This window comes from Kineococcus indalonis (assembly GCF_009906395.1).
In the GTDB taxonomy this organism is placed as follows: domain Bacteria; phylum Actinomycetota; class Actinomycetes; order Actinomycetales; family Kineococcaceae; genus Kineococcus; species Kineococcus indalonis.
On sequence record NZ_JAAALM010000028.1, the window covers coordinates 1 to 17,399 of the forward strand.

Sequence of the window (17,399 nt, forward strand, 5' to 3'; positions counted from 1 at the left end):
GCACAGCCGGGTGCAGCGCTCGAAGCCATCCGGTCCGAGGCAGATCAGCTTGCTCCAGGACAGGTCGGCGGCGTCGATCCAGGCGGCCGGGGTGGCGTCGTGAAGCAGGGTCACGGTCACCGGCTCACTGTGCCTCAGCAGTGATCGCTGGGCAGGCCGATCGCGGCGGTATACAAGTGGTCGTCGCGCTCAGCTTGACCTCGCTTATCGCCATGAGAGGTCGCTGTCAGCCGCTGGAGACCACGCGCACCGCGGGATGACCGTGACGTCGGTCCTGGCGTTATCCGACCGCGCCCTGCAGGTTGAACAGGGGTTGGCCTTACGGGGACGCTGATGTCGGATCCACCGGGCAGAGTCCTCGACATGATCTTCGAGGGGTCTCACCGATGATCGACCTGCTCAACGTGGCGACGCCGCCTTGGGAAGAGGACCTGCTGGCCGCCGCCGCGCCCGGAGGGCTCGTGGACGTGTGGTCGCTGACGCGTACCGAGCGCATCGCAACGCTCGAGACGGTCTGGGGTTCTGGCGTCGGTTGGCGGGGTGCGCTTGTGCCCGGTGAGCGCCCGGTGGTGGTCGCCGGCGCCTGGGAGCGGCACGGCGTGTGCGGTTACGACCTGTCGGGGGAGCGGCTGTGGCAGGACCGCAGCCGCACCAACGTCGAGGCCGTGACCGCACTGGCTGGAGGCCGCGTCGTCGTCACGCACCTCCGCAGGGCCACCCGCGTGCTGCAGGCAGCCACCGGCGAGGAGGTGCGTCCCCTGCGGGGAGTGCTGAGGGTGATCCCGCTGACCCCCGATCTCTCGCTCGGGGTGGGCGGCGGCTGGTGCCGACTGCTGGATCGTTCGCTGGATCCCACCGGACCCCGCATCGCGACGGGTCTGAGCCCGGTCTGGTCAGCGGCCACCGACGGCGAGCACCTGATGACCTGCGAGATCGGTGGGCCGTTGCGCATCCTCGACCCTGAGGGACGGGAACGCGCGAGGTGGACCGACCACTTCCGGCACCTCGTGCACGACCCGGTCACCGCCACCTGGGTGGTGGTGCATGAAACCGATGAGGGGCAGGCGTCCCTGCTGCGGCTCGACTACGACGCGGCTGTTCTGGACAGGCAGCCCTGTGAACGCCCACGCGATGTGGCCACCACGCGCGCCGGCAGGTCGTTGATCTTGCTCACGGACAACGGCGTGCGCGTCGTGGACTGCTCGGACTGGAGCACCCGGGTGCTCGGGGACGCGTGAGCTGAGCGCCGCATAGGCACCAGGCTGAAGGGGTCATGCAGACACCGAGCACCCTCCGCACCTCGGCGGATCCGGGCGGTCGCGGCCGCCACGGATCACCCACATAAGCGGGATGACCGCGAAATCGTCAGACAGCTCGTGAGCTGATCGAGGTGCTCGCTGGCGTGGCCGGGGCCCTTGGGTCTGGTGCGCGAACGGCTTCGAGGGCGACCGCGACGACTCCGGCCAGGACCAGCGCCAGTCCCACCCATCCGATGAGGGTTAGGCGCTCACCCAGGACCAGGACGGCGAGCAGGGTAGCCACGAAAGGCTCCAGTAGCGTCAGCGTGGTCGCGCGTGAGCTGGCCACGGTGCGCAGCCCTCGCCCGAAGAGCAGGTAGGCGGCGAACATCGGTCCCAGCGCCAGGTAGGTGACGACCTGCCACGGCGCTGGTGCTCCGACCAGCGTGGCCAGCATCGTGTCGCGACCCGAGCCGTCAGCGGGGCCGGTCGTGCCGCTGAGCAGGGGGCCACCGGTGGCGATGAGCACCGGCCACAGGACCACGGCTCCGAGGCCGAACTGGGCGGCCATCGCACCCCGCGAGGAGGAGCCGTCGTGGATGAGGCGTCCGGCGGTGTAGGTGTACCCGGCGTAGGTCAGCCCGGCCAGGGCACCGCAGGCGATGCCGACCAGCACCGTCGCGTGCCCTTGGCCAGTCCTCGCGGTCGCCTCAGCGCCGGTGCCGTGTCCGAACAGGGCCAGGACGGCGACGCCGGTGATGGAGACGGCGGCTGCGGCCACCCAGTGCGGTTGCAGCCGGCGCTGGCGGTGCGTGGGGTCGAGGAAGCGTTCGAGCAGGGCGGCGAAGACCGGTGCGCTGCCCAGGGAGACCACGTTGCCGATGGCGACCCCGGCCAGGGACATCGAGGTGTAGAAGGCCAGCGGGTAGATCGCCACGCACGACGCGCCGGGTACCAGCACCGCCCAGGCGCCGCGGCCTGAACGCAGCACGGCCAGCGTCTGGCGGAGGGCGCTGAGGGCCAGCAGCAACCCACCGATGGCCATCGTCGCTGCGCCGGTGGCCAGGGGGCTGACGGTGGAGGGCAGGAGGGTGGCCGCGGTGCCGGTGGTCCCCCACAGCAGCGCGGCGATGACGATGGCGATCACGACTGGTGGACCGTGTCAGTCCCGGTGCCAGCAGGTGGAGCGTCGGGTCGGGTGAGGTCGTCGAGGATGTGCTGGGCGATCGCCTTGGCGCGCACGATGCGCTCGGGTGAGCCGTCCAGGCCGGCGCGGGCCATCGAGCCCTCCAGCAGGAAGGTCAGGTGCTCAGCGGCCTGCGCGGCCTGATCGGGACTGGCCAGGTGCTCCAGCTCGCCGCGCACGATGGTCTCGACGTCCTCCTTGTGCTGCTGCACCACCAGGCGGCTGGGGTCGCCGACGGGGAGCTCAGCGGCGGCGTTGAGCTGCCCGCAGCCGCGGAAGCCGTGCTCGTAGGCGCTCTCGGCGTGGTCGAGGTAGGCGTCGAAGACGGCCAGCACCCGCTCGCGGGGACCGCCGGCGCCGACGTTCGCGCCGGCGTCGACCTGCGTGCAGCGGGCGGCGTACAGCTGCAGCCACTCCTGGTGGCGGGCCAGCAGGTAGGCCTGCACGAGGTCGGACTTGGAGGCGAAGTTGTTGTACAGGCTCATCTTCGCCACTCCGGCCTCGGCGGTGATGGTGTCGATGCCGGTGGCGGCGATGCCGTCGGCGTAGAAGCGTCGCGCGGCGGCCTGCAGCAGGCGGTCGCGCGCGGGTTGCTTGCGGCCGGTCGTTGTCGGCTCAGTTGCCATGATCACTCCCTGCTCACCTGCTCTTAGGTAGACCAGTCTACCTAAGAAGGGAGCGGAACACGGAAGGTGTGTGGTGTTGACGACCGGGCGGACATCGCCAAGACCGTGACGTCGCCGGCCGCCGAAGACCGCATACAGCGCGGGATGACCGCGGGATCATCCCCCGCGTGAGCGGGTGACTGGTTCACGCGGCCCCGCAGCACGCCCCCGTGCGCTCAGCGCACCGGGTACCGGGTACCGGGCACCGGGCACCGTCGAAGAAGACCGACCCCGTTGACCGACGACGCTGCGGTCCGTCCTGGCCGTGCCCTCAGCAACGGGGGCGGATCGGTTCACCCCTGCTGCCCCAGGTTGGTGACGAGGTTGATGGCCACGGCGATGACCACTGTCCCGAAGAGGTAGGACAGCAGGGCGTGGCCGAGGGCGACCTTGCGTACCGGTGTGCTTCCCAGCTGGGTGTCGGGGACGGCGAAGCTCATCCCCACCGTGAAGGCGAGGTAGGCGAAGTCGCTGTAGGCCGGCGGTTCCCGCTGTCCGAAGTCGACCCCGCTGTCGGGGCCGTCGTAGTGCATCCGCGCGTACTTCAGCGCGAAGACGGTGTTGACCAGCGCCCACGACAGGATGACTACGAGGACGCCGAGCACCACGCTGGCCACCCCGACGGCGTCCTGTGCACCGGAGCGGACGAGAGCCACCACGACCGCGGCCAGGCTCGCCACCGCCGCGCCCAGCACCACGGCGTCCGTCACGCGGGTCCGCCCCTCCTCCTCCGCCAGGCGCTTGGTCCCCTGCGCGTCGCGGGGCCAGCTGATCCGCCAGACCCAGACCAGCAGGGCGCCGGCTGCGAGGCACCAGCCGATGAGCACCGAGAGCTCGGGTGCGCCCGCGAGCACCGTCGCAGCGCCCGCGACGAGGCCGGCGCCCAGGCAGGTGAGCAGGCGGTGCCACGACAGGATCGTCTCCCCGCGCGCGGCGGGCGCCGACGTCCCGCCGCGGGTCGCGGTCACCGGTCACCCCCGCACCCGGCGGGAAGGCGCCAGCCCCGGCCCGGGGGCTGGTTCCGGCGCCGGGGCCGTCGCGGGGCCAGGGGCGACGGCGGCCGGTGCGTCACGCCCCGGGACGGAACACCGCACGCACGCACCCGTCCTCCTTCTCCTTGAACATCCGGTAGCCCTTCGGCCCCTCCTCCAGGGACATGACGTGGGTCGCGAGGTGCTCGGTCTTGACCTCGTCCCGGCTCATCCGGTCCAGGATCTCGGGGACATAGCGGTGTCCGTGCTGCTGCGCACCGCGCAGGGTCAGCGCCTTGTTCATCACCGCGCCGAGGGGGAACTTGTCCACGAGACCGGCGAAGACGCCGAGCGTGAACACCGTGCCGCCCTTGCGGCAGGCGTAGACCGCCTCGCGCACGGCGGTGGGCCGGTCGGTCTGCAGCCGCAGCTGCTGCTTGACCTGGTCGTAGACGTGCTGGGGACCCGGGCGGTGGGCCTCCATGCCCACCGCCTCGATGCAGACGTCCGGCCCCCGCCCACCGGTCATCTCCCGCAGCTCGGCGGGGACGTCGGTCTGGGTGTAGTCGAGGGTCTCCGCCCCGACGTGGGTGCGGACCTGTTCGAGGCGGTTGTCCAAGCGGTCGATGACCACGACGCGCTCGGCGCCCATGAGCGCGGCCGCTCGGGCGGCCATCTGCCCCACGCCACCCGCACCCCACACGGCGACCACGTCACCGGCTTGGACCCCGGCCTGGTGCGCTCCCGTCCAGCCGGTGGGTGCGGCGTCGGAGGCGAACAGCGCCCGTTCGTCGGAGACGCCGTCGGGGATGGGGAACGCCCCTTGGTCGGCGTAGGGCACGCGGACGTAGCGCGCGTGGCTGCCCGCCCAGCCCCCCAGGGCGTGGGAGTACCCGAAGCAGCCGCCGATGGCCTGGCCCCACAGCGCCTCGGTGATCCCCGGGTTGGGGTTGGCGTTGTCACACAGCGACCACAGTCCCTGCCGGCAGTACCAGCACTGCCCGCAGGCGATGAACGAGACCACCACCACGCGGTCGCCCACGTGGTGCTTGGTCACCCCGCGGCCGACCTCGACGACGGTGCCCATGAACTCGTGGCCGAGCACGTCCCCGGCGCGCATCGCGGGGACGTAGCCGCCCAGCAGGTGCAGGTCGGAGCCGCAGGTCACCGACAGGCCGACCTCCAGGATGACGTCGTGGTCGTTGAGGATCGTGGGCTCGGGGACGTCCTCCACCCCGACCTCGTTCACCCCGCGCCACGTCAGCGCCTTCACCGCACACCTGCCCCGGGGGCGACCTCGGTCCACTTCTCCAGCAGCACCCCGCCGGGGGTCGCCGTCCGCTCCCCGTGCGGGGCGGGGTCCACGGCGAGCACCTCACCCACCTCGATGAGCTGCTTGGCCCGGCGCAGGGCGCTGCGCACGTCCGCCTGCGGGTCCCTGCCGCTCAACCGCTGGGGCAGTGAGCCCGCCGACGGGCGCTCACGGAGGCGCACCGCCAGTTCGGTGCCCTTGCCGCCGGGGGCCGGGCGCACGCGGACTTCGATCCGTCCACCGAACTCGGCCAGGGGCGCCGGCAGGTGGGCGGGGTCCACGTCGCTCACCGAGCGGAACAGGGTCACCGCGAGCCACCCCGACGCCGGCGATCCCCCGCCGGCGGGCCGCGAGGCGGACGGGGAGACCACCGAGCGCACCCGCCGGACGACGCCTCCCCCGGCCCGGGCGGCGACGGAGGCCGCGCCGGCGAGGCTGGTGAGGGGGGAGTTCATGTCCGGCCTCCCGCGCCCACGGCCCGCGCAGCGCGGGCGTACTCCTGCACGATGCGCTCGCAGAACGCCGGCAGGTCCTCCGGGGACCGGCTGGTCGTGATGTTGGCGTCGGTGACCACCTCCTCGTCGACCACCTCCGCACCGGCGTTGCGCAGGTCGGTGCGCACGCTGGGCCAGGACGTCAGCCGGCAACCGCGCACGACGTCGGCTTCGACGAGGTTCCACGGGCCGTGGCAGATCGAGGCGACCGGCTTGCCCGACCGGACGAAGTTCCGGACGAACCGCACCGCGGCGGGTTCCATCCGCAGCTTGTCCGGGTTCACCGTCCCGCCCGGCAGGAGCAGCGCCTCGAAGTCGTCCACCGAGACCGCATCGACCAGTTCCTCGACCGCGAAGGTGCCCGCGGCCTCCAGGTCGTGATCACGCGCCTGGATCTCACCGCTGGCCAGGGAGACGACGACGGTGCGGGCGCCGGCGTCCTCCAGCGCCTGCCGCGGCTGTTCCAGCTCGACCCGCTCCACACCGTCCGCCGCCAGGATCGCCACCCGCCGCCCGGCCAGCACGCCGGCCATGTCAGGCCCCCGATCCGGCGGCCGCCGGGTGCAGGACGACCTTCGTCCAGCCGTCGTCCCGCTTGTCGAAGTGCTCGTAGGCCTCCGGCGCCTGGTCGAGGGGCAGCTCGTGGCTCACGATGAACGACGGCTCGGCCTTGCCCCCGGCGATGAGGTCACGCAGCTGCCGGTTGTACTTCTTGACCGGCGCCTGGCCGGTGCCGAGGTGCTGACCCTTGAACCAGAACATGCCGTAGTCGAAGGCGATCTTGCCCTGCCTGGCCAGTTCGTCGCCGGCTCCGGGATCCTGGGGGACGAAGACGCCGACGCAGCCGATCCTGCCGGTGAAGCGCACCGAGGCGACCAGCCGGTTCATGGTCAGGTTGGCCTGCTCCTGCCCGTCCGGCTCGTGCGCCTGGTAGCCGACGCATTCGCAGCCGTTGTCCGCGCCGAGCCCCATCGTCTCCTCCAGGACCGCCTGCACCGGATCGACCTTCGAGTCGTCGATGGCGATCGCGCCGATCGATTCGGCCAGCCGCAGCCGGTCCGGTTGGCGGTCGACGACCATCACCTTTCCCGCCCCGCGCAGGGTCGCCGAGAGGGCGGCCATCAGCCCGACCGGGCCCGCGCCGTAGATCACCGTCTGGTCGCCCGGCTGGACCCCGGCCAGCTCGGTGGCGTGGTAGCCGGTGGGGAAGATGTCGGCGAGCATCACGTAGTCGCTCTGGCGCTGCTCGGCGTCCTCGCCGAGACGCAGGCAGTTGAAGTCCCCCCAGGGCACGCGCAGCAGCTCAGCCTGCCCACCGCCGTAGGGGCCCATGTCGGCGAAGCCGTACGCGGCGCCGGCCATCGCCGGTTCCGGCTGTGCGGTGAGGCAGTAGTTCGTGAGCTGGCGTTCGCAGTTCTTGCAGTGCCCGCAGGCGATGTTGAATGGCAGGACGACCCAGTCGCCCACCCTGATCTTGTCGACCCCCTCGCCGACCTCGACGACCTGGCCGAGGTTCTCGTGCCCGAACCAGCGGCCGGGCTCGAAGTCGGTCCGGCCCTCGTACATGTGCAGGTCCGAGCCGCAGATGTTCGCCGAGGTGATGCGGACGAGGACGTCGGTCGCGCGCTCGATCCGCGCGTCCGGCACGTCCTTGACGCTGACCTGCCGCGGCGCCTCGTAGACCACAGCCTTCACGATGCCTCCTCCTCCGAGCCGACCTCCTCGCCTCCCGGTTCGGAGGCGGGACAGCAGTCAACCGCCGCGGTCTCGAGCCCGGTATCGGCAGACCTGCCGATACCGCTCCGCCGTCGGCAGCCGGACGGCCTCCGCCGGGTCATCACGAGCGTCCCGGGTCCTCGACCGCCCCGAGGATGGTGCGCGGTGCTCCACGGTGGACGGCAGTCGCTAGACCGTGTCGACGGGGGTTAAGGGTGAAAGTCTTGGATTCCGCGCGATATCATTGGCCTGGTGACCGTCGCCTCCGGTCGAGCAGGTGCTGCGGCGTAGCGCCCATCCGTTCCGGCGATGACCGGCAGGGGGCAGACGTGCACACGCAACGAGAAGCTGGGCTGCTGTTGGCGGAGACCGCCGCCTCGGTGGGGAGCACCACGGAGCGCGGTCGCACGATGCTCGAGATCCTGCGCCGCGTGGTGCCCTTCGACGGCGCTTTCCTGGCGTTCGCCGATCCGCTGGACGACCGCTACCACGCCCTGGTGACCATCGACCTGGATGGCCGGACCATCGACTTCCTCGCGGGCCCGCAGCTGACGGAGGACATCGAGGTTACCGGCACCGACCGGGAACGTCCACCCCTGAGCCCCTCGGACCTGCCCTACCCCGCCGAGGAGCTCCCGACGTGGGCCGAGGCTCTGATCCCGGCGGGGATCCGCGAAGGGCTGGGCGTGGCTCTCTTCGCCCCCGGGCAGCGCCACGTCGGCCACCTCGCCGTGCTGTCCGCCAGCCCGCAGCCGCCGTCCCCGACCACCCGCCGCCGCCTGGGGCAGCTCGCACCGGTGCTCGCCCGCGGCCTCGACCCGATGCGGTCGCTGGTGGACGCCGCCCGCCTGGTCCGCGGTGCCCGGGCGGGCCTGGTGCTGCTCGCCGACGGCGACTGCCGGCAGCTGCCGGGCCTGCCGACGGACGACGTTCTGCGGGCCGACTCACCCCTTGTGGCCGCCGCCAGGGAACGGGCGGGCGCCGGGCAGGTCTGCGCGTCGTTCCTCTGGCCGCTGAGCGGCGCGCACGCGCCGGACGGGCACGTCCGGGTCACCGTCTTGACGCCTCCCGAGGACGTGGCCCTGTGGCTCACCGCGGTGGTCCTGCTGTCCCCCCCACCCGACCTGCGCGGACTCACCCCGAGGGAGCTGGAGGTGCTGGGATTCCTGGTCGAGGGCTGCTCCAACCAGAAGATCGCCGCCGCGCTCGTCGTGGCCCCGCGGACCGTGGCGACCCATCTCGAACACATCCTCCACAAGCTCGGGACCCCGACCAGGACCCTTGCGGCCGTCCGCGCCGAGCGCGAGGGCGTGTACGTCCCCGCGTTGCACCACCGGCAGCGGGCCCTGCCCGACACTGCTGCCTGGGTGTGAGGCCTCCCGCGTAGCTCCGCTCCTGCACACGGCAGTGCCCCCAGGATCCTCAGGGGACGCGCACCAGCCGCGGGCAGCGTCGTCGCGTCGAGGAGGGCGACCGCGAGGCGGACCGGGTCGGAGTGCGGCCTGAGGGGGGTTGCGACGACGTCGGCGCCCGTGGCGACCAAGCGCGGTGGGAAGGCGCCCGGGATTCCGCGCCGTGGGGTGACGCCACACCTCGCCCGGCCCGACGTCCGGCGCTTGGAAGTTCCTGGCTGACGAATGCGACGTCCTCATCGAAGACAGCCTCGTTCCAGTCATTGCGCCTGCGTGAGGAAGAAGCCCAGGCTGAGAGCAACCCCAGATGGCCTGACCACCATCCGCTCTTCGCCGATGTGCGGGTGGTCGTCATGTTCGGTGACCCCTCGGTCATCGGCATGACCGTGACGTCCGTGACCGTGAAGTCGAGGCGGTGCGGGTGAGCCGCTGACGGCTCCGCTGGTGCTGCTCGCCTGGCCGTGGCCGCCCGCCGGCCATGCGCTCCCCGCTGCTCCCGGCACCTCACGCAGGGGGAGGTCCATGCTCCGCGGTGGCTGGCGGAGTGCCGCAGGGCGGGGCCAGAGGACCGAGAAGTGTCACCACCACGACGGCTGGAAGCGTCACCGATGTCTTGATGCGGAACTGTCACCGATGTCCTGCGACATGACACGCGCGGCGCCGGGCCTTTGCCGCGCGGCGCCGGGCCTTTGACGCGCGGTGCCGGAGGCTGTTCAGTGGGCCGGACGCCGTCCCGGTACCCCGACGGAGGGGAGCGCCCCGTGCCGCAGAAGATCGTCCTGGACTGCGACCCCGGTCACGACGACGCCATCGCGATGCTGCTCGCGCACGGCAACCCCGACGTCGAGCTGCTCGCCGTGACCACCGTCGCGGGCAACCAGACGCTGGAGAAGGTCACCCGCAACGCCCTGGCGGTGGCGCGCGTCGCCGGCATCACCGGCGTGCCGTTCGCCGCCGGCGCCGACCGGCCGCTGGTGCGCCCCGCCGCGACCGCCGCCGACATCCACGGCGAGTCCGGCCTCGACGGCCCGCAGCTGCCCGAGCCGGCGTTCGCGCTCGACCCCCGCCACGCGGTGGACCTCATCGTCGACACCGTGATGGCCCACGAGCCCGGCACCGTCACGCTCGTGCCCACCGGCGCCCTGACGAACATCGCCCTGGCCGCGCGCCGGGAGCCGCGCATCGTCGAGCGCGTCGAGGAGGTCGTCCTCATGGGCGGGGGCGTGCACGTGGGCAACCACAGCGCCGTCGCCGAGTTCAACGTCGCCGTCGACCCCGAGGCCGCGCACGTCGTCTTCTCCGCCGGCTGGCCGGTCGTCATGGTCGGCCTCGACCTGACCCACCAGGCGCTGGCCACCCCGGACGTGCGCGCGGCGATCGCGGCCGTCGGCACCGGACCGGCCCGCTTCGTCGGCGAGCTGCTCGACTTCTTCGCCCGCACCTACCGCGACGTGCAGGGCTTCGACGCCCCGCCCGTGCACGACCCGTGCGCCGTCGCCCGCGTCATCGACGCCACCGTCGTGCGCGCGGTGCCGGTGCCGATCGCGGTGGAGACGACCGGCACGCACACCCTGGGCATGACGGTCGCGGACTTCCGCGCCCCCGCCCCCGCCGGCTGCCGCACCTCCGCGGCCCTGGAGCTGGACCGCGAGCGGTTCTGGGCCCTGGTCGTCGACGCCCTCGAGCGCATCGGCGAGCCGGGGGAGCCGCCCGCCGCGGTCCGGGGGCGGTGAGCGCGCCCACCGCCCCCGCCCGGCGCCCTCACGGGCGCGGGCGCGCCACCGGCTGGTCGATCGAGACGTGCGCGTCCACGCCGCTCACGTGCACCACGCCCGCCACCGTGCGCAGCAGCACCGCCGCGATGCGCCGCTGACCGGGGTCGTGCACCCCGTCCAGGGTGACCACCCCGTCCTCGACCTCCACCCGCCACGGCTGCCCCGGCAGGTCCTCCGCCAGCCGCGCCAGCGCCGCCTCGCGCACGTCCTCGTCCGGGTGGGCGACGGTGCGCAGCACGTCGCGGCGCGCCAGGACCCCCACCAGCCGCCGACCGTCGCACACCGGGGCGGCGTGGATGCCGTGGTCCAGCAGCAGCGCCGCCGCCGTGGACAGGTCCGCGCCCGGCTCCACCGTCAGCGGCCGCGTCGACATCACCTCCGCCACCGTGCGCGGCGGCGCCCCGCCGTCGCCGCTGTCGCCGTCGCGGTCCATCTCGTGGCTGCGCGGGTCGCTGCCGAGGCGGTCGCGCAGCAGGTCGCTCTCGCTGACCATCCCCACCAGGTGCCCGTCGCCGTCCAGCACGGGCACGGAGGAGACGCGGTGGTGCAGCAGGGTGCGCGCCGCGTGCGCCACCTCGTCGTCGTCCAGCACGGTCACCACCGGGACCGTCATCGCCTCGCGGACCAGCACCCCGACCACCTCCCGGCGCGCGCCGCGACCCTCGCGGCGCTGCTGACCCGATGCTCCCTCGTTCGCGCCGGACCCGCCAGGGAGGCGCGTCACGCGCCGCCGTCCCGCGCGGCGTCCTCGCCCGGTCCGGTGCGCACCACGTGCGCCAGGGCCGCCGCGGCCCGCGCGGTGTCCGGGCGCTCGCCGGCCAGCAGGTCCGCGTACGTGTACGACTCCGCCACCCGCACCAGCAGGTACGCCAGGTCGTGCGCCGGCAGCGGCGGCGGCGCCCAGCCGCGCCCGGTCTCCTCCTCCAGCAGCGTCCCCACCGTCGCGGTGAAGCGCCGCTGCACCTCGCTGGCCGCCGTCGTCAGCAGCTTCAGCGCCCGCACCGGCTCGCGGTGCAGGAACGCGCGGAAGTACGGCGCGGAGATCATCGCGTCGGTGAAGCGGGTCAGCACCGCCACCACGCGCTCGCCGCCGCGCGCACCCTGCGCGCGCACGTCGGCGTCGACGCGGTCCAGCGTCGGCTCGGCCAGCGACCACAGCAGCTCCGACAGCAGCGCGTCGCGGTTGCCGACCCAGCGGAACACCGAGGTGCGGTCCACGCCCAGCTGCGCGGCCAGCGCGCTGACGTCCAGGCGCTCGCCGGCGATGAAGCCCCGCCGGGCCAGGCGGAAGGCGTGCACCGCGTCGCCGCTGCCGCCGCCGGCGGCCAGCCGGCGCGAGAGCGCGGTGGGCACGAGCACCGCCCCGCGCCGGCCCAGCGGCAGGGACAGGACCCCCGGTGCGTGCAACACCCGCGTGAGTGTTGCAGACTGGGGGTCGCGTGGCGCACCGGCGCGCCACCGGACCAGCGACGGGGAGCACCGTGACCGACCTCCTGCCCAGCGACTTCTACGCCTTCCAGGACGACGCCCTCACCGCCCGCGAGAAGCAGGCCGTGCTCGCCCTGCGCGAGTACCTGGAGACCTCCGTGCGGCCGATCGCCGACGCCTGCTGGGTGCGCGCGGAGTTCCCCGCCGAGGTCGTCAAGCCGCTGGCCGAGCTGGGCTGCTACGGCGCCGCCTGGCCGGAGACGCGCCGCTTCGAGAGCTCCGCGGTGCACCGCGGCTGGGTCGCCATGGAGCTCTCCCGCGTGGACGCCTCCATCGCCACCTTCGTCGGTGTCACCAACGGCCTGGCGATGGGCTCCATCGCCGTCACCGGCTCCCCCGAGCAGCGCGAGCGGTGGCTGCCGCCCATGGCGCGCGGGGAGCTGGTGGGCGCCTTCGGCCTGACCGAGCCCGGTTCCGGCTCCGACGCCGCCAGGGGCCTGACGACCACCGCCCGCCGCGAGGGCGGCACGTGGGTGCTCGACGGCGCCAAGCGCTGGATCGGCAACGCCACCTTCGCCGACGTCGTCGTCGTGTGGGCGCGCGACGTCGCCGACGACCAGGTCAAGGGCTTCCTCGTCACCAGGGACACCCCCGGCTTCACCGCCACCAGGATCGAGGACAAGATCGCGCTGCGCACCGTCCAGAACGCCGACGTCGTGCTCGACGGCGTGCGGGTGCCCGAGGAGCGCCGCCTGGCCGGTGCGCGCTCCTTCAAGGACACCGCCACCGTGCTGCGCCTGACGCGCGCCGAGGTCGCCTGGCAGGCCGTCGGCGTGGCCATGGGCGCCTACGAGGCCGCGCTGGCGTACGCCAAGCGGCGCGAGCAGTTCGGCAGGCCGATCGCCGCCCGCCAGCTCGTGCAGGACCTGCTCGTGCGCAGCCTGGGCGACATCACCGCCTCGCTGGCGATGTGCGTGCAGGTCTCCCGCCTGCTCGACGCCGGCCGCCAGCACGACGCGCACTCCGCGCTGGCCAAGGCGTACACCACCACCCGCATGCGCGAGACCGTCGCCCGCTGCCGGGAGGTGCTCGGCGGCAACGGGATCGTCCCCGAGCACGGCGTGGCGCGCCACTTCGCCGACGCGGAGGCGATCTACTCCTACGAGGGCACCCGGGAGATGAACACCCTCATCGTCGGGCGCGCCGTCACCGGCCACGCCGCCTTCGCCTGACGGGCGCGGGCCCGGGTGGGCACTCTGCCCACCGCGCCGGGGCCGCCGTGGGCGAACCTGCCGCGAGCGCGCCCGTGTAACGAATGTGTGACACGCGCGGCGTGGCGTTGGTGAACACGCCCTGATCGCCTACGTTCCCCACTGGCCGTGCGGGACCGGCGGCCGGCGCGACGACGCCGCGACGCGGCGGCGACGCCGCGGCGCGCCCGCGGGCCCCGACGAGCCCGCAGGACACCGCACGACACCGCTGCACCCACCGATGCCGGAACGAGGAACCGATGACCGAGCTGCCCGGGACGGACGAGACGAGCCGCCCCACCCGCCGCGCCTTCACGCTGGCCTCCCTGGGGGCCGCGGCGCTGGTCACCGCCAGCGCCTGCGCCGAGAGCGAGCGCGACGGGGCCGCTGAGGGGGGCGGTGGCGCCGGCGCCACCCGCGACACCTTCGTGTTCGGCGGTTCCTCCGACCCCGACTCGCTGGACCCGGTGTTCGCCTCCGACGGCGAGACGTTCCGCATCACCCGCCAGGTCTTCGAGGGCCTGGTCTCCACCGAGCCGGGCACCACGGAACTGGCCCCCTCGCTGGCCACGGAGTGGACCCAGTCCGAGGACGGCCTCAGCTACACGTTCACCCTGCAGCCGGACGTGACGTTCTCCAACGGCAAGCCGTTCGACGCGGCCGCCGTCGTGGCGAACTTCGAGCGCTGGTACGGCCTGCGCGGCCTCGCCCAGGGCGAGGACCTGGCGTACTACTACCGCTCGATCTTCCGCGGCTTCAAGGTCAACGACGACCCCGCGCTCACCACCAGCCTGTACGCCGGCAGCACCGCCAACCCCGACGGCACCGTCACCGTCAACCTCACCACCCCGTTCGCCGGGTTCCTGGCCTCGCTGACCCTGCCGGCGTTCGCCATGCAGGACACCGAGGCCGTCGAGGCCGGCGGCGGCAACGGCAGCGACGGCAGCGACCCGCGCCAGAGCGCCTACGCCACCGGCGGCGTCGTGGGCACCGGCCCGTTCGTCGTCGACTCCTGGCAGCGCGGGCAGCAGATCACCCTCAAGCGCAACGACACCTACTGGGGCGAGAAGGCCAAGGTCGCCACCGCCATCGTGCAGTTCATCGGTGACGGCACCGCGCGCCGCCAGGCCTTGCAGAACGGCGACATCGACGGCTACGACCTCGTCGCACCGGCCGACGTCGCCACCCTGCAGGACGGCGGGTTCCAGATCCAGGACCGCCCCGCCTTCAACATCCTCTACCTCGGCATCAACCAGGCGTACCCGCCGCTGAACGACCTGAAGGTCCGCCAGGCGATCGCGCACGCGATCGACAAGGAGGCCGTGGTGCGCAACGCGCTGCCCGAGGGCACCGAGGTCGCCACCCAGTTCATGCCCAGCAACGTCATCGGCTGGAACGAGGGCGTCACCACCTACGAGTACGACCCCGACACCGCCCGGCGCCTGCTCGCCGAGGCCGGGCAGGCGAACCTGACGATCCCGTTCAACTACCCCACGGACGTCTCGCGCCCCTACATGCCCGACCCGGCGACCATCTACAACGCGATCAACAGCCAGCTCAACGCCGTCGGCATCACCACCACGCCCGTCGCCGAGCAGTGGAGCCCGAACTACCTGGGCACCGTGCAGGGCGGCACCGAGCACGGCATCCACCTGCTGGGCTGGACCGGCGACTACAACGACCCCGACAACTTCATCGGGGTGTTCTTCGGCGCCAGGACCAACGAGTGGGGCTTCGAGGACCAGGGCCTGTTCCAGGGCCTGGCCGCCGCACGCACCGCCACCAGTAAGCAGGAGCAGGAGCAGGCGTACCAGGACCTCAACGAGCAGATCATGACCCTGCTGCCCGGGATCCCCGTCGCCAGCCCCGTGCCCTCGCTGGCCTTCGCCCCCGGCGTGGAGGGCTACACCGCCAGCCCCGTGCAGGACGAGGTGTGGAACACCGTCACGGTGAGCGCCGACAGCTGATGCCGCACCGTCGCCACCGGCGCCGGGAGGGTTCGTGCTGACCCTCGTCGTGCGGCGCCTGGCCCTGCTCGTCCTCGTCCTGTTCGGCCTGTCCCTGCTGCTGTTCGCCTGGGTGCGGGCCCTGCCCGGCGACCCCGCCCGGGCGCTGCTGGGCGAGAAGGCCACCCCCGCGGGCATCGCCGCGGTCAACGAGCGCTACGGCTTCGACCAGCCCGTGTGGCAGCAGTACCTGACCTACCTGGGACGGCTGCTGCGCGGGGACCTCGGCGCCTCCATCAACACCGGGGAACCGGTGCTGAGCACCTTCGCCGACCGCTTCCCCGCCACGATCGAGCTGTCGCTCGCGGCCCTGCTGCTGGCCGTGGCCGTCGGGATCCCCCTGGGGTACCTGGCGGCCCGCCGGCGCGGGGGGCCGCTGGACAACCTCGTCGTCGGCGGTTCCCTGCTCGGCGTCGTGGTGCCGGTGTTCTTCCTGGCGGTGCTGCTGAAGTACCTGCTGAGCATCGAGCTGGGCTGGTTCCCCACCTCCGGGCGCCAGGACCCCCGCATCGACGCCACCCGCGTCACCGGCTTCTACGTCCTGGACGGCCTGCTCACCCGCGAGTGGGACGCCTCCTGGGACGCCCTGGTGCACCTGGTGCTGCCCGCGCTGGCGCTGGGCTCGATCCCGCTGGCCATCGTGGTGCGCATCACCCGCGCCTCCGTCATCGAGGTGCTCGACGAGGACCACGTGCGCACCGCCCGCGCCAAGGGCCTGCCCGCCTCCCTCATCAGCCGTCGCCACGTGCTGCGCAACGCCCTGCTGCCGGTGTCCACGACGCTGGGCCTGCAGGCCGGGGCGCTGCTGTCCGGCGCCGTGCTCACCGAGACGGTCTTCTCCATCAACGGCATCGGCAGCTACCTGTTCGCCGCCATCAGCCAGCTCGACTACCCGGTGCTGCAGGGGTTCATCCTGTTCATCGCCGTCGTGTACGCCCTCGTCAACCTCGCCGTGGACATCAGCTACGGCCTCATCGACCCCCGGGTGCGTGTGTCGTGACCGCTCTGGACGCCGTCGCCGCCCAGCCCGCCGGCGGACCCCCGCCGGAGGCCACCGGCGACTCCGGCGCCGGCCCCTGGCTGGCCGCCTGGAGGCGCCTGCGCCGCAACCCCGCCGGCCTGGTCGGTGCCGCGCTCGTGGCCGCCTTCGTCCTGGTGGCGCTGCTGGCCCCGCTGCTGGCCCCGCACCGGCCCGCCAGCGCCGAGTGGTTCAGCGAGGTCACCCCCACCTCGGTGCCCGGCCCGAGCCCCGGGCACCCGCTGGGGCTGGACGCCTTCGGCTCGGACCTGCTGACCCAGCTCCTCCACGGCGCGCGCTCCTCGCTGGTCATCGGCGTGGTCTCCACCGCCGTCGGCCTGGCCGCCGGCGCCGTGCTGGGCCTGCTGGCCGGGGGCCTGGGCGGCTGGGTCGACACCGCGGTCATGCGCGTGGTCGACGTGCTGCTGTCGATCCCCTCGCTGCTGCTGGCCGTCTCCGTCGCCGCCCTCATCGAGCGCGGCAGCCTCTCGATCATGCTGGCGGTCGCCGCGGCCCAGGTGCCGATCTTCGCGCGGCTGCTGCGCGCCTCCCTGCTGGCCCAGCGCAGCCAGGAGTACGTCGTGGCGCTGCGCTCGCTGGGCCTGCGCCAGCGGCGCATCGTCGTGGGCCACATGCTGCCCAACTCCCTGGGACCGGTGCTGGTGCAGGCCACCCTCGTGCTGGCCACCGCCGTCATCGAGGTCGCCGCCCTGTCCTTCCTGGGCCTGGGCGACCCCAACCCGGCCGTGGCCGAGTGGGGGCGCATGCTCGTCACCGCCCAGGACCGCCTGGAGCAGGCGCCCCGCCTGGCCCTGTACCCGGGCCTGTGCATCGCCGTGACCGCGCTGGGCTTCACCCTGCTCGGCGAGGCGCTGCGCGAGGCCCACGACCCCCGGAGCGAACGGTGAGCGCCCCCGTGCCCACGACC

At 73.2% G+C, this 17,399-nt stretch carries 16 protein-coding genes; 7 read left to right on the forward strand and 9 right to left on the reverse strand.

Going from position 1 to position 17,399, the window contains the following annotated elements; translation table 11 throughout:
- Positions 1-386: 386 nt before the first annotated feature.
- A complete protein-coding gene (locus GTR00_RS03020; protein ID WP_166610173.1) occupies positions 387-1,238 on the forward strand; it encodes a hypothetical protein in 852 nt (283 codons plus the stop codon).
- A gap of 127 nt (positions 1,239-1,365) precedes the next feature.
- Here the strand turns inward: GTR00_RS03020 and GTR00_RS03025 are convergent, their stop codons facing one another.
- From GTR00_RS03025 to GTR00_RS03055, 7 genes are all read right to left on the reverse strand, one after another.
- Positions 1,366-2,385 carry a DMT family transporter gene (locus GTR00_RS03025; RefSeq protein WP_205704928.1) on the reverse strand — a complete coding sequence of 340 codons (1,020 nt, stop codon included), beginning with the start codon at positions 2,383-2,385 and terminating at the stop codon, positions 1,366-1,368.
- Positions 2,382-3,050: a TetR/AcrR family transcriptional regulator gene (locus tag GTR00_RS03030; protein ID WP_205704929.1), complete on the reverse strand. Its 669-nt coding sequence runs from the start codon at positions 3,048-3,050 to the stop codon at positions 2,382-2,384. The genes GTR00_RS03025 and GTR00_RS03030 overlap by 4 nt, the downstream gene beginning before the upstream one ends.
- Positions 3,051-3,382: 332 nt before the next feature.
- Complete coding sequence (locus GTR00_RS03035; protein WP_166610174.1) at positions 3,383-4,057, reverse strand: DUF1345 domain-containing protein; 675 nt, start codon at positions 4,055-4,057, stop codon at positions 3,383-3,385.
- Positions 4,058-4,157: 100 nt separating this feature from the next.
- Positions 4,158-5,333, reverse strand: coding sequence for a zinc-dependent alcohol dehydrogenase (locus GTR00_RS03040; RefSeq protein ID WP_166610175.1), 1,176 nt, complete (start codon positions 5,331-5,333; stop codon positions 4,158-4,160).
- Positions 5,330-5,827 (reverse strand): SRPBCC family protein, encoded by a 498-nt coding sequence (locus tag GTR00_RS03045; protein WP_166610176.1) that lies wholly within the window; start codon positions 5,825-5,827, stop codon positions 5,330-5,332. Before GTR00_RS03045 ends, GTR00_RS03040 begins: the two co-directional genes overlap by 4 nt.
- The gene (locus GTR00_RS03050) at positions 5,824-6,399 is read right to left on the reverse strand and encodes a type 1 glutamine amidotransferase domain-containing protein (RefSeq protein ID WP_166610177.1); all 576 of its coding nucleotides are present in this window, start codon (positions 6,397-6,399) and stop codon (positions 5,824-5,826) included. Before GTR00_RS03050 ends, GTR00_RS03045 begins: the two co-directional genes overlap by 4 nt.
- Position 6,400: 1 nt before the next feature.
- The gene (locus tag GTR00_RS03055) at positions 6,401-7,561 is read right to left on the reverse strand and encodes a glutathione-independent formaldehyde dehydrogenase (RefSeq protein ID WP_166610178.1); all 1,161 of its coding nucleotides are present in this window, start codon (positions 7,559-7,561) and stop codon (positions 6,401-6,403) included.
- A gap of 401 nt (positions 7,562-7,962) precedes the next feature.
- On the opposite strand from GTR00_RS03055, the gene GTR00_RS25480 reads away from it, so the two are divergent.
- Together GTR00_RS25480 and uriH are read left to right on the forward strand one after the other, a co-directional pair.
- On the forward strand, positions 7,963-8,955 hold the full coding sequence (locus tag GTR00_RS25480) for a helix-turn-helix transcriptional regulator (RefSeq protein ID WP_323132170.1): 993 nt from the start codon (positions 7,963-7,965) through the stop codon (positions 8,953-8,955).
- Between the two features lie 800 nt (positions 8,956-9,755).
- Positions 9,756-10,727, forward strand: coding sequence for a uridine-preferring nucleoside hydrolase UriH (gene uriH / locus GTR00_RS03065; RefSeq protein WP_166610179.1), 972 nt, complete (start codon positions 9,756-9,758; stop codon positions 10,725-10,727).
- Between the two features lie 28 nt (positions 10,728-10,755).
- Here the strand turns inward: uriH and GTR00_RS03070 are convergent, their stop codons facing one another.
- Positions 10,756-11,400 (reverse strand): CBS domain-containing protein, encoded by a 645-nt coding sequence (locus tag GTR00_RS03070; RefSeq protein WP_166610180.1) that lies wholly within the window; start codon positions 11,398-11,400, stop codon positions 10,756-10,758.
- An 89-nt stretch (positions 11,401-11,489) separates the two neighbouring features.
- A complete protein-coding gene (locus GTR00_RS03075) occupies positions 11,490-12,179 on the reverse strand; it encodes a QsdR family transcriptional regulator (RefSeq protein WP_323132171.1) in 690 nt (229 codons plus the stop codon).
- A 71-nt stretch (positions 12,180-12,250) separates the two neighbouring features.
- Between GTR00_RS03075 and GTR00_RS03080 the strand changes: the two genes are divergently transcribed.
- The 4 genes from GTR00_RS03080 (at position 12,251) to GTR00_RS03095 (ending at position 17,379) form a co-directional block, all read left to right on the forward strand.
- Positions 12,251-13,429 carry an acyl-CoA dehydrogenase family protein gene (locus tag GTR00_RS03080; RefSeq protein ID WP_166610181.1) on the forward strand — a complete coding sequence of 393 codons (1,179 nt, stop codon included), beginning with the start codon at positions 12,251-12,253 and terminating at the stop codon, positions 13,427-13,429.
- Between the two features lie 278 nt (positions 13,430-13,707).
- The gene (locus GTR00_RS03085; protein ID WP_166610182.1) at positions 13,708-15,414 is read left to right on the forward strand and encodes an ABC transporter substrate-binding protein; all 1,707 of its coding nucleotides are present in this window, start codon (positions 13,708-13,710) and stop codon (positions 15,412-15,414) included.
- A gap of 34 nt (positions 15,415-15,448) precedes the next feature.
- Complete coding sequence (locus tag GTR00_RS03090; RefSeq protein ID WP_166610183.1) at positions 15,449-16,453, forward strand: ABC transporter permease; 1,005 nt, start codon at positions 15,449-15,451, stop codon at positions 16,451-16,453.
- Positions 16,450-17,379, forward strand: coding sequence for an ABC transporter permease (locus tag GTR00_RS03095; RefSeq protein WP_166610184.1), 930 nt, complete (start codon positions 16,450-16,452; stop codon positions 17,377-17,379). The genes GTR00_RS03090 and GTR00_RS03095 overlap by 4 nt, the downstream gene beginning before the upstream one ends.
- The last annotated feature ends 20 nt before the right edge of the window (positions 17,380-17,399 follow it).

Bases quoted from the DNA above. Each gene is read 5' to 3' on its own strand.
- GTR00_RS03020 (WP_166610173.1), top strand. From the start codon at position 387: ATGATCGACCTGCTCAACGTGGCGACGCCGCCTTGGGAAGAGGACCTG.
- GTR00_RS03030 (WP_205704929.1), bottom strand. From the start codon at position 3,050: ATGGCAACTGAGCCGACAACGACCGGCCGCAAGCAACCCGCGCGCGAC.
- GTR00_RS03045 (WP_166610176.1), bottom strand. From the start codon at position 5,827: ATGAACTCCCCCCTCACCAGCCTCGCCGGCGCGGCCTCCGTCGCCGCC.
- GTR00_RS03050 (WP_166610177.1), bottom strand. From the start codon at position 6,399: ATGGCCGGCGTGCTGGCCGGGCGGCGGGTGGCGATCCTGGCGGCGGAC.
- GTR00_RS03085 (WP_166610182.1), top strand. From the start codon at position 13,708: ATGACCGAGCTGCCCGGGACGGACGAGACGAGCCGCCCCACCCGCCGC.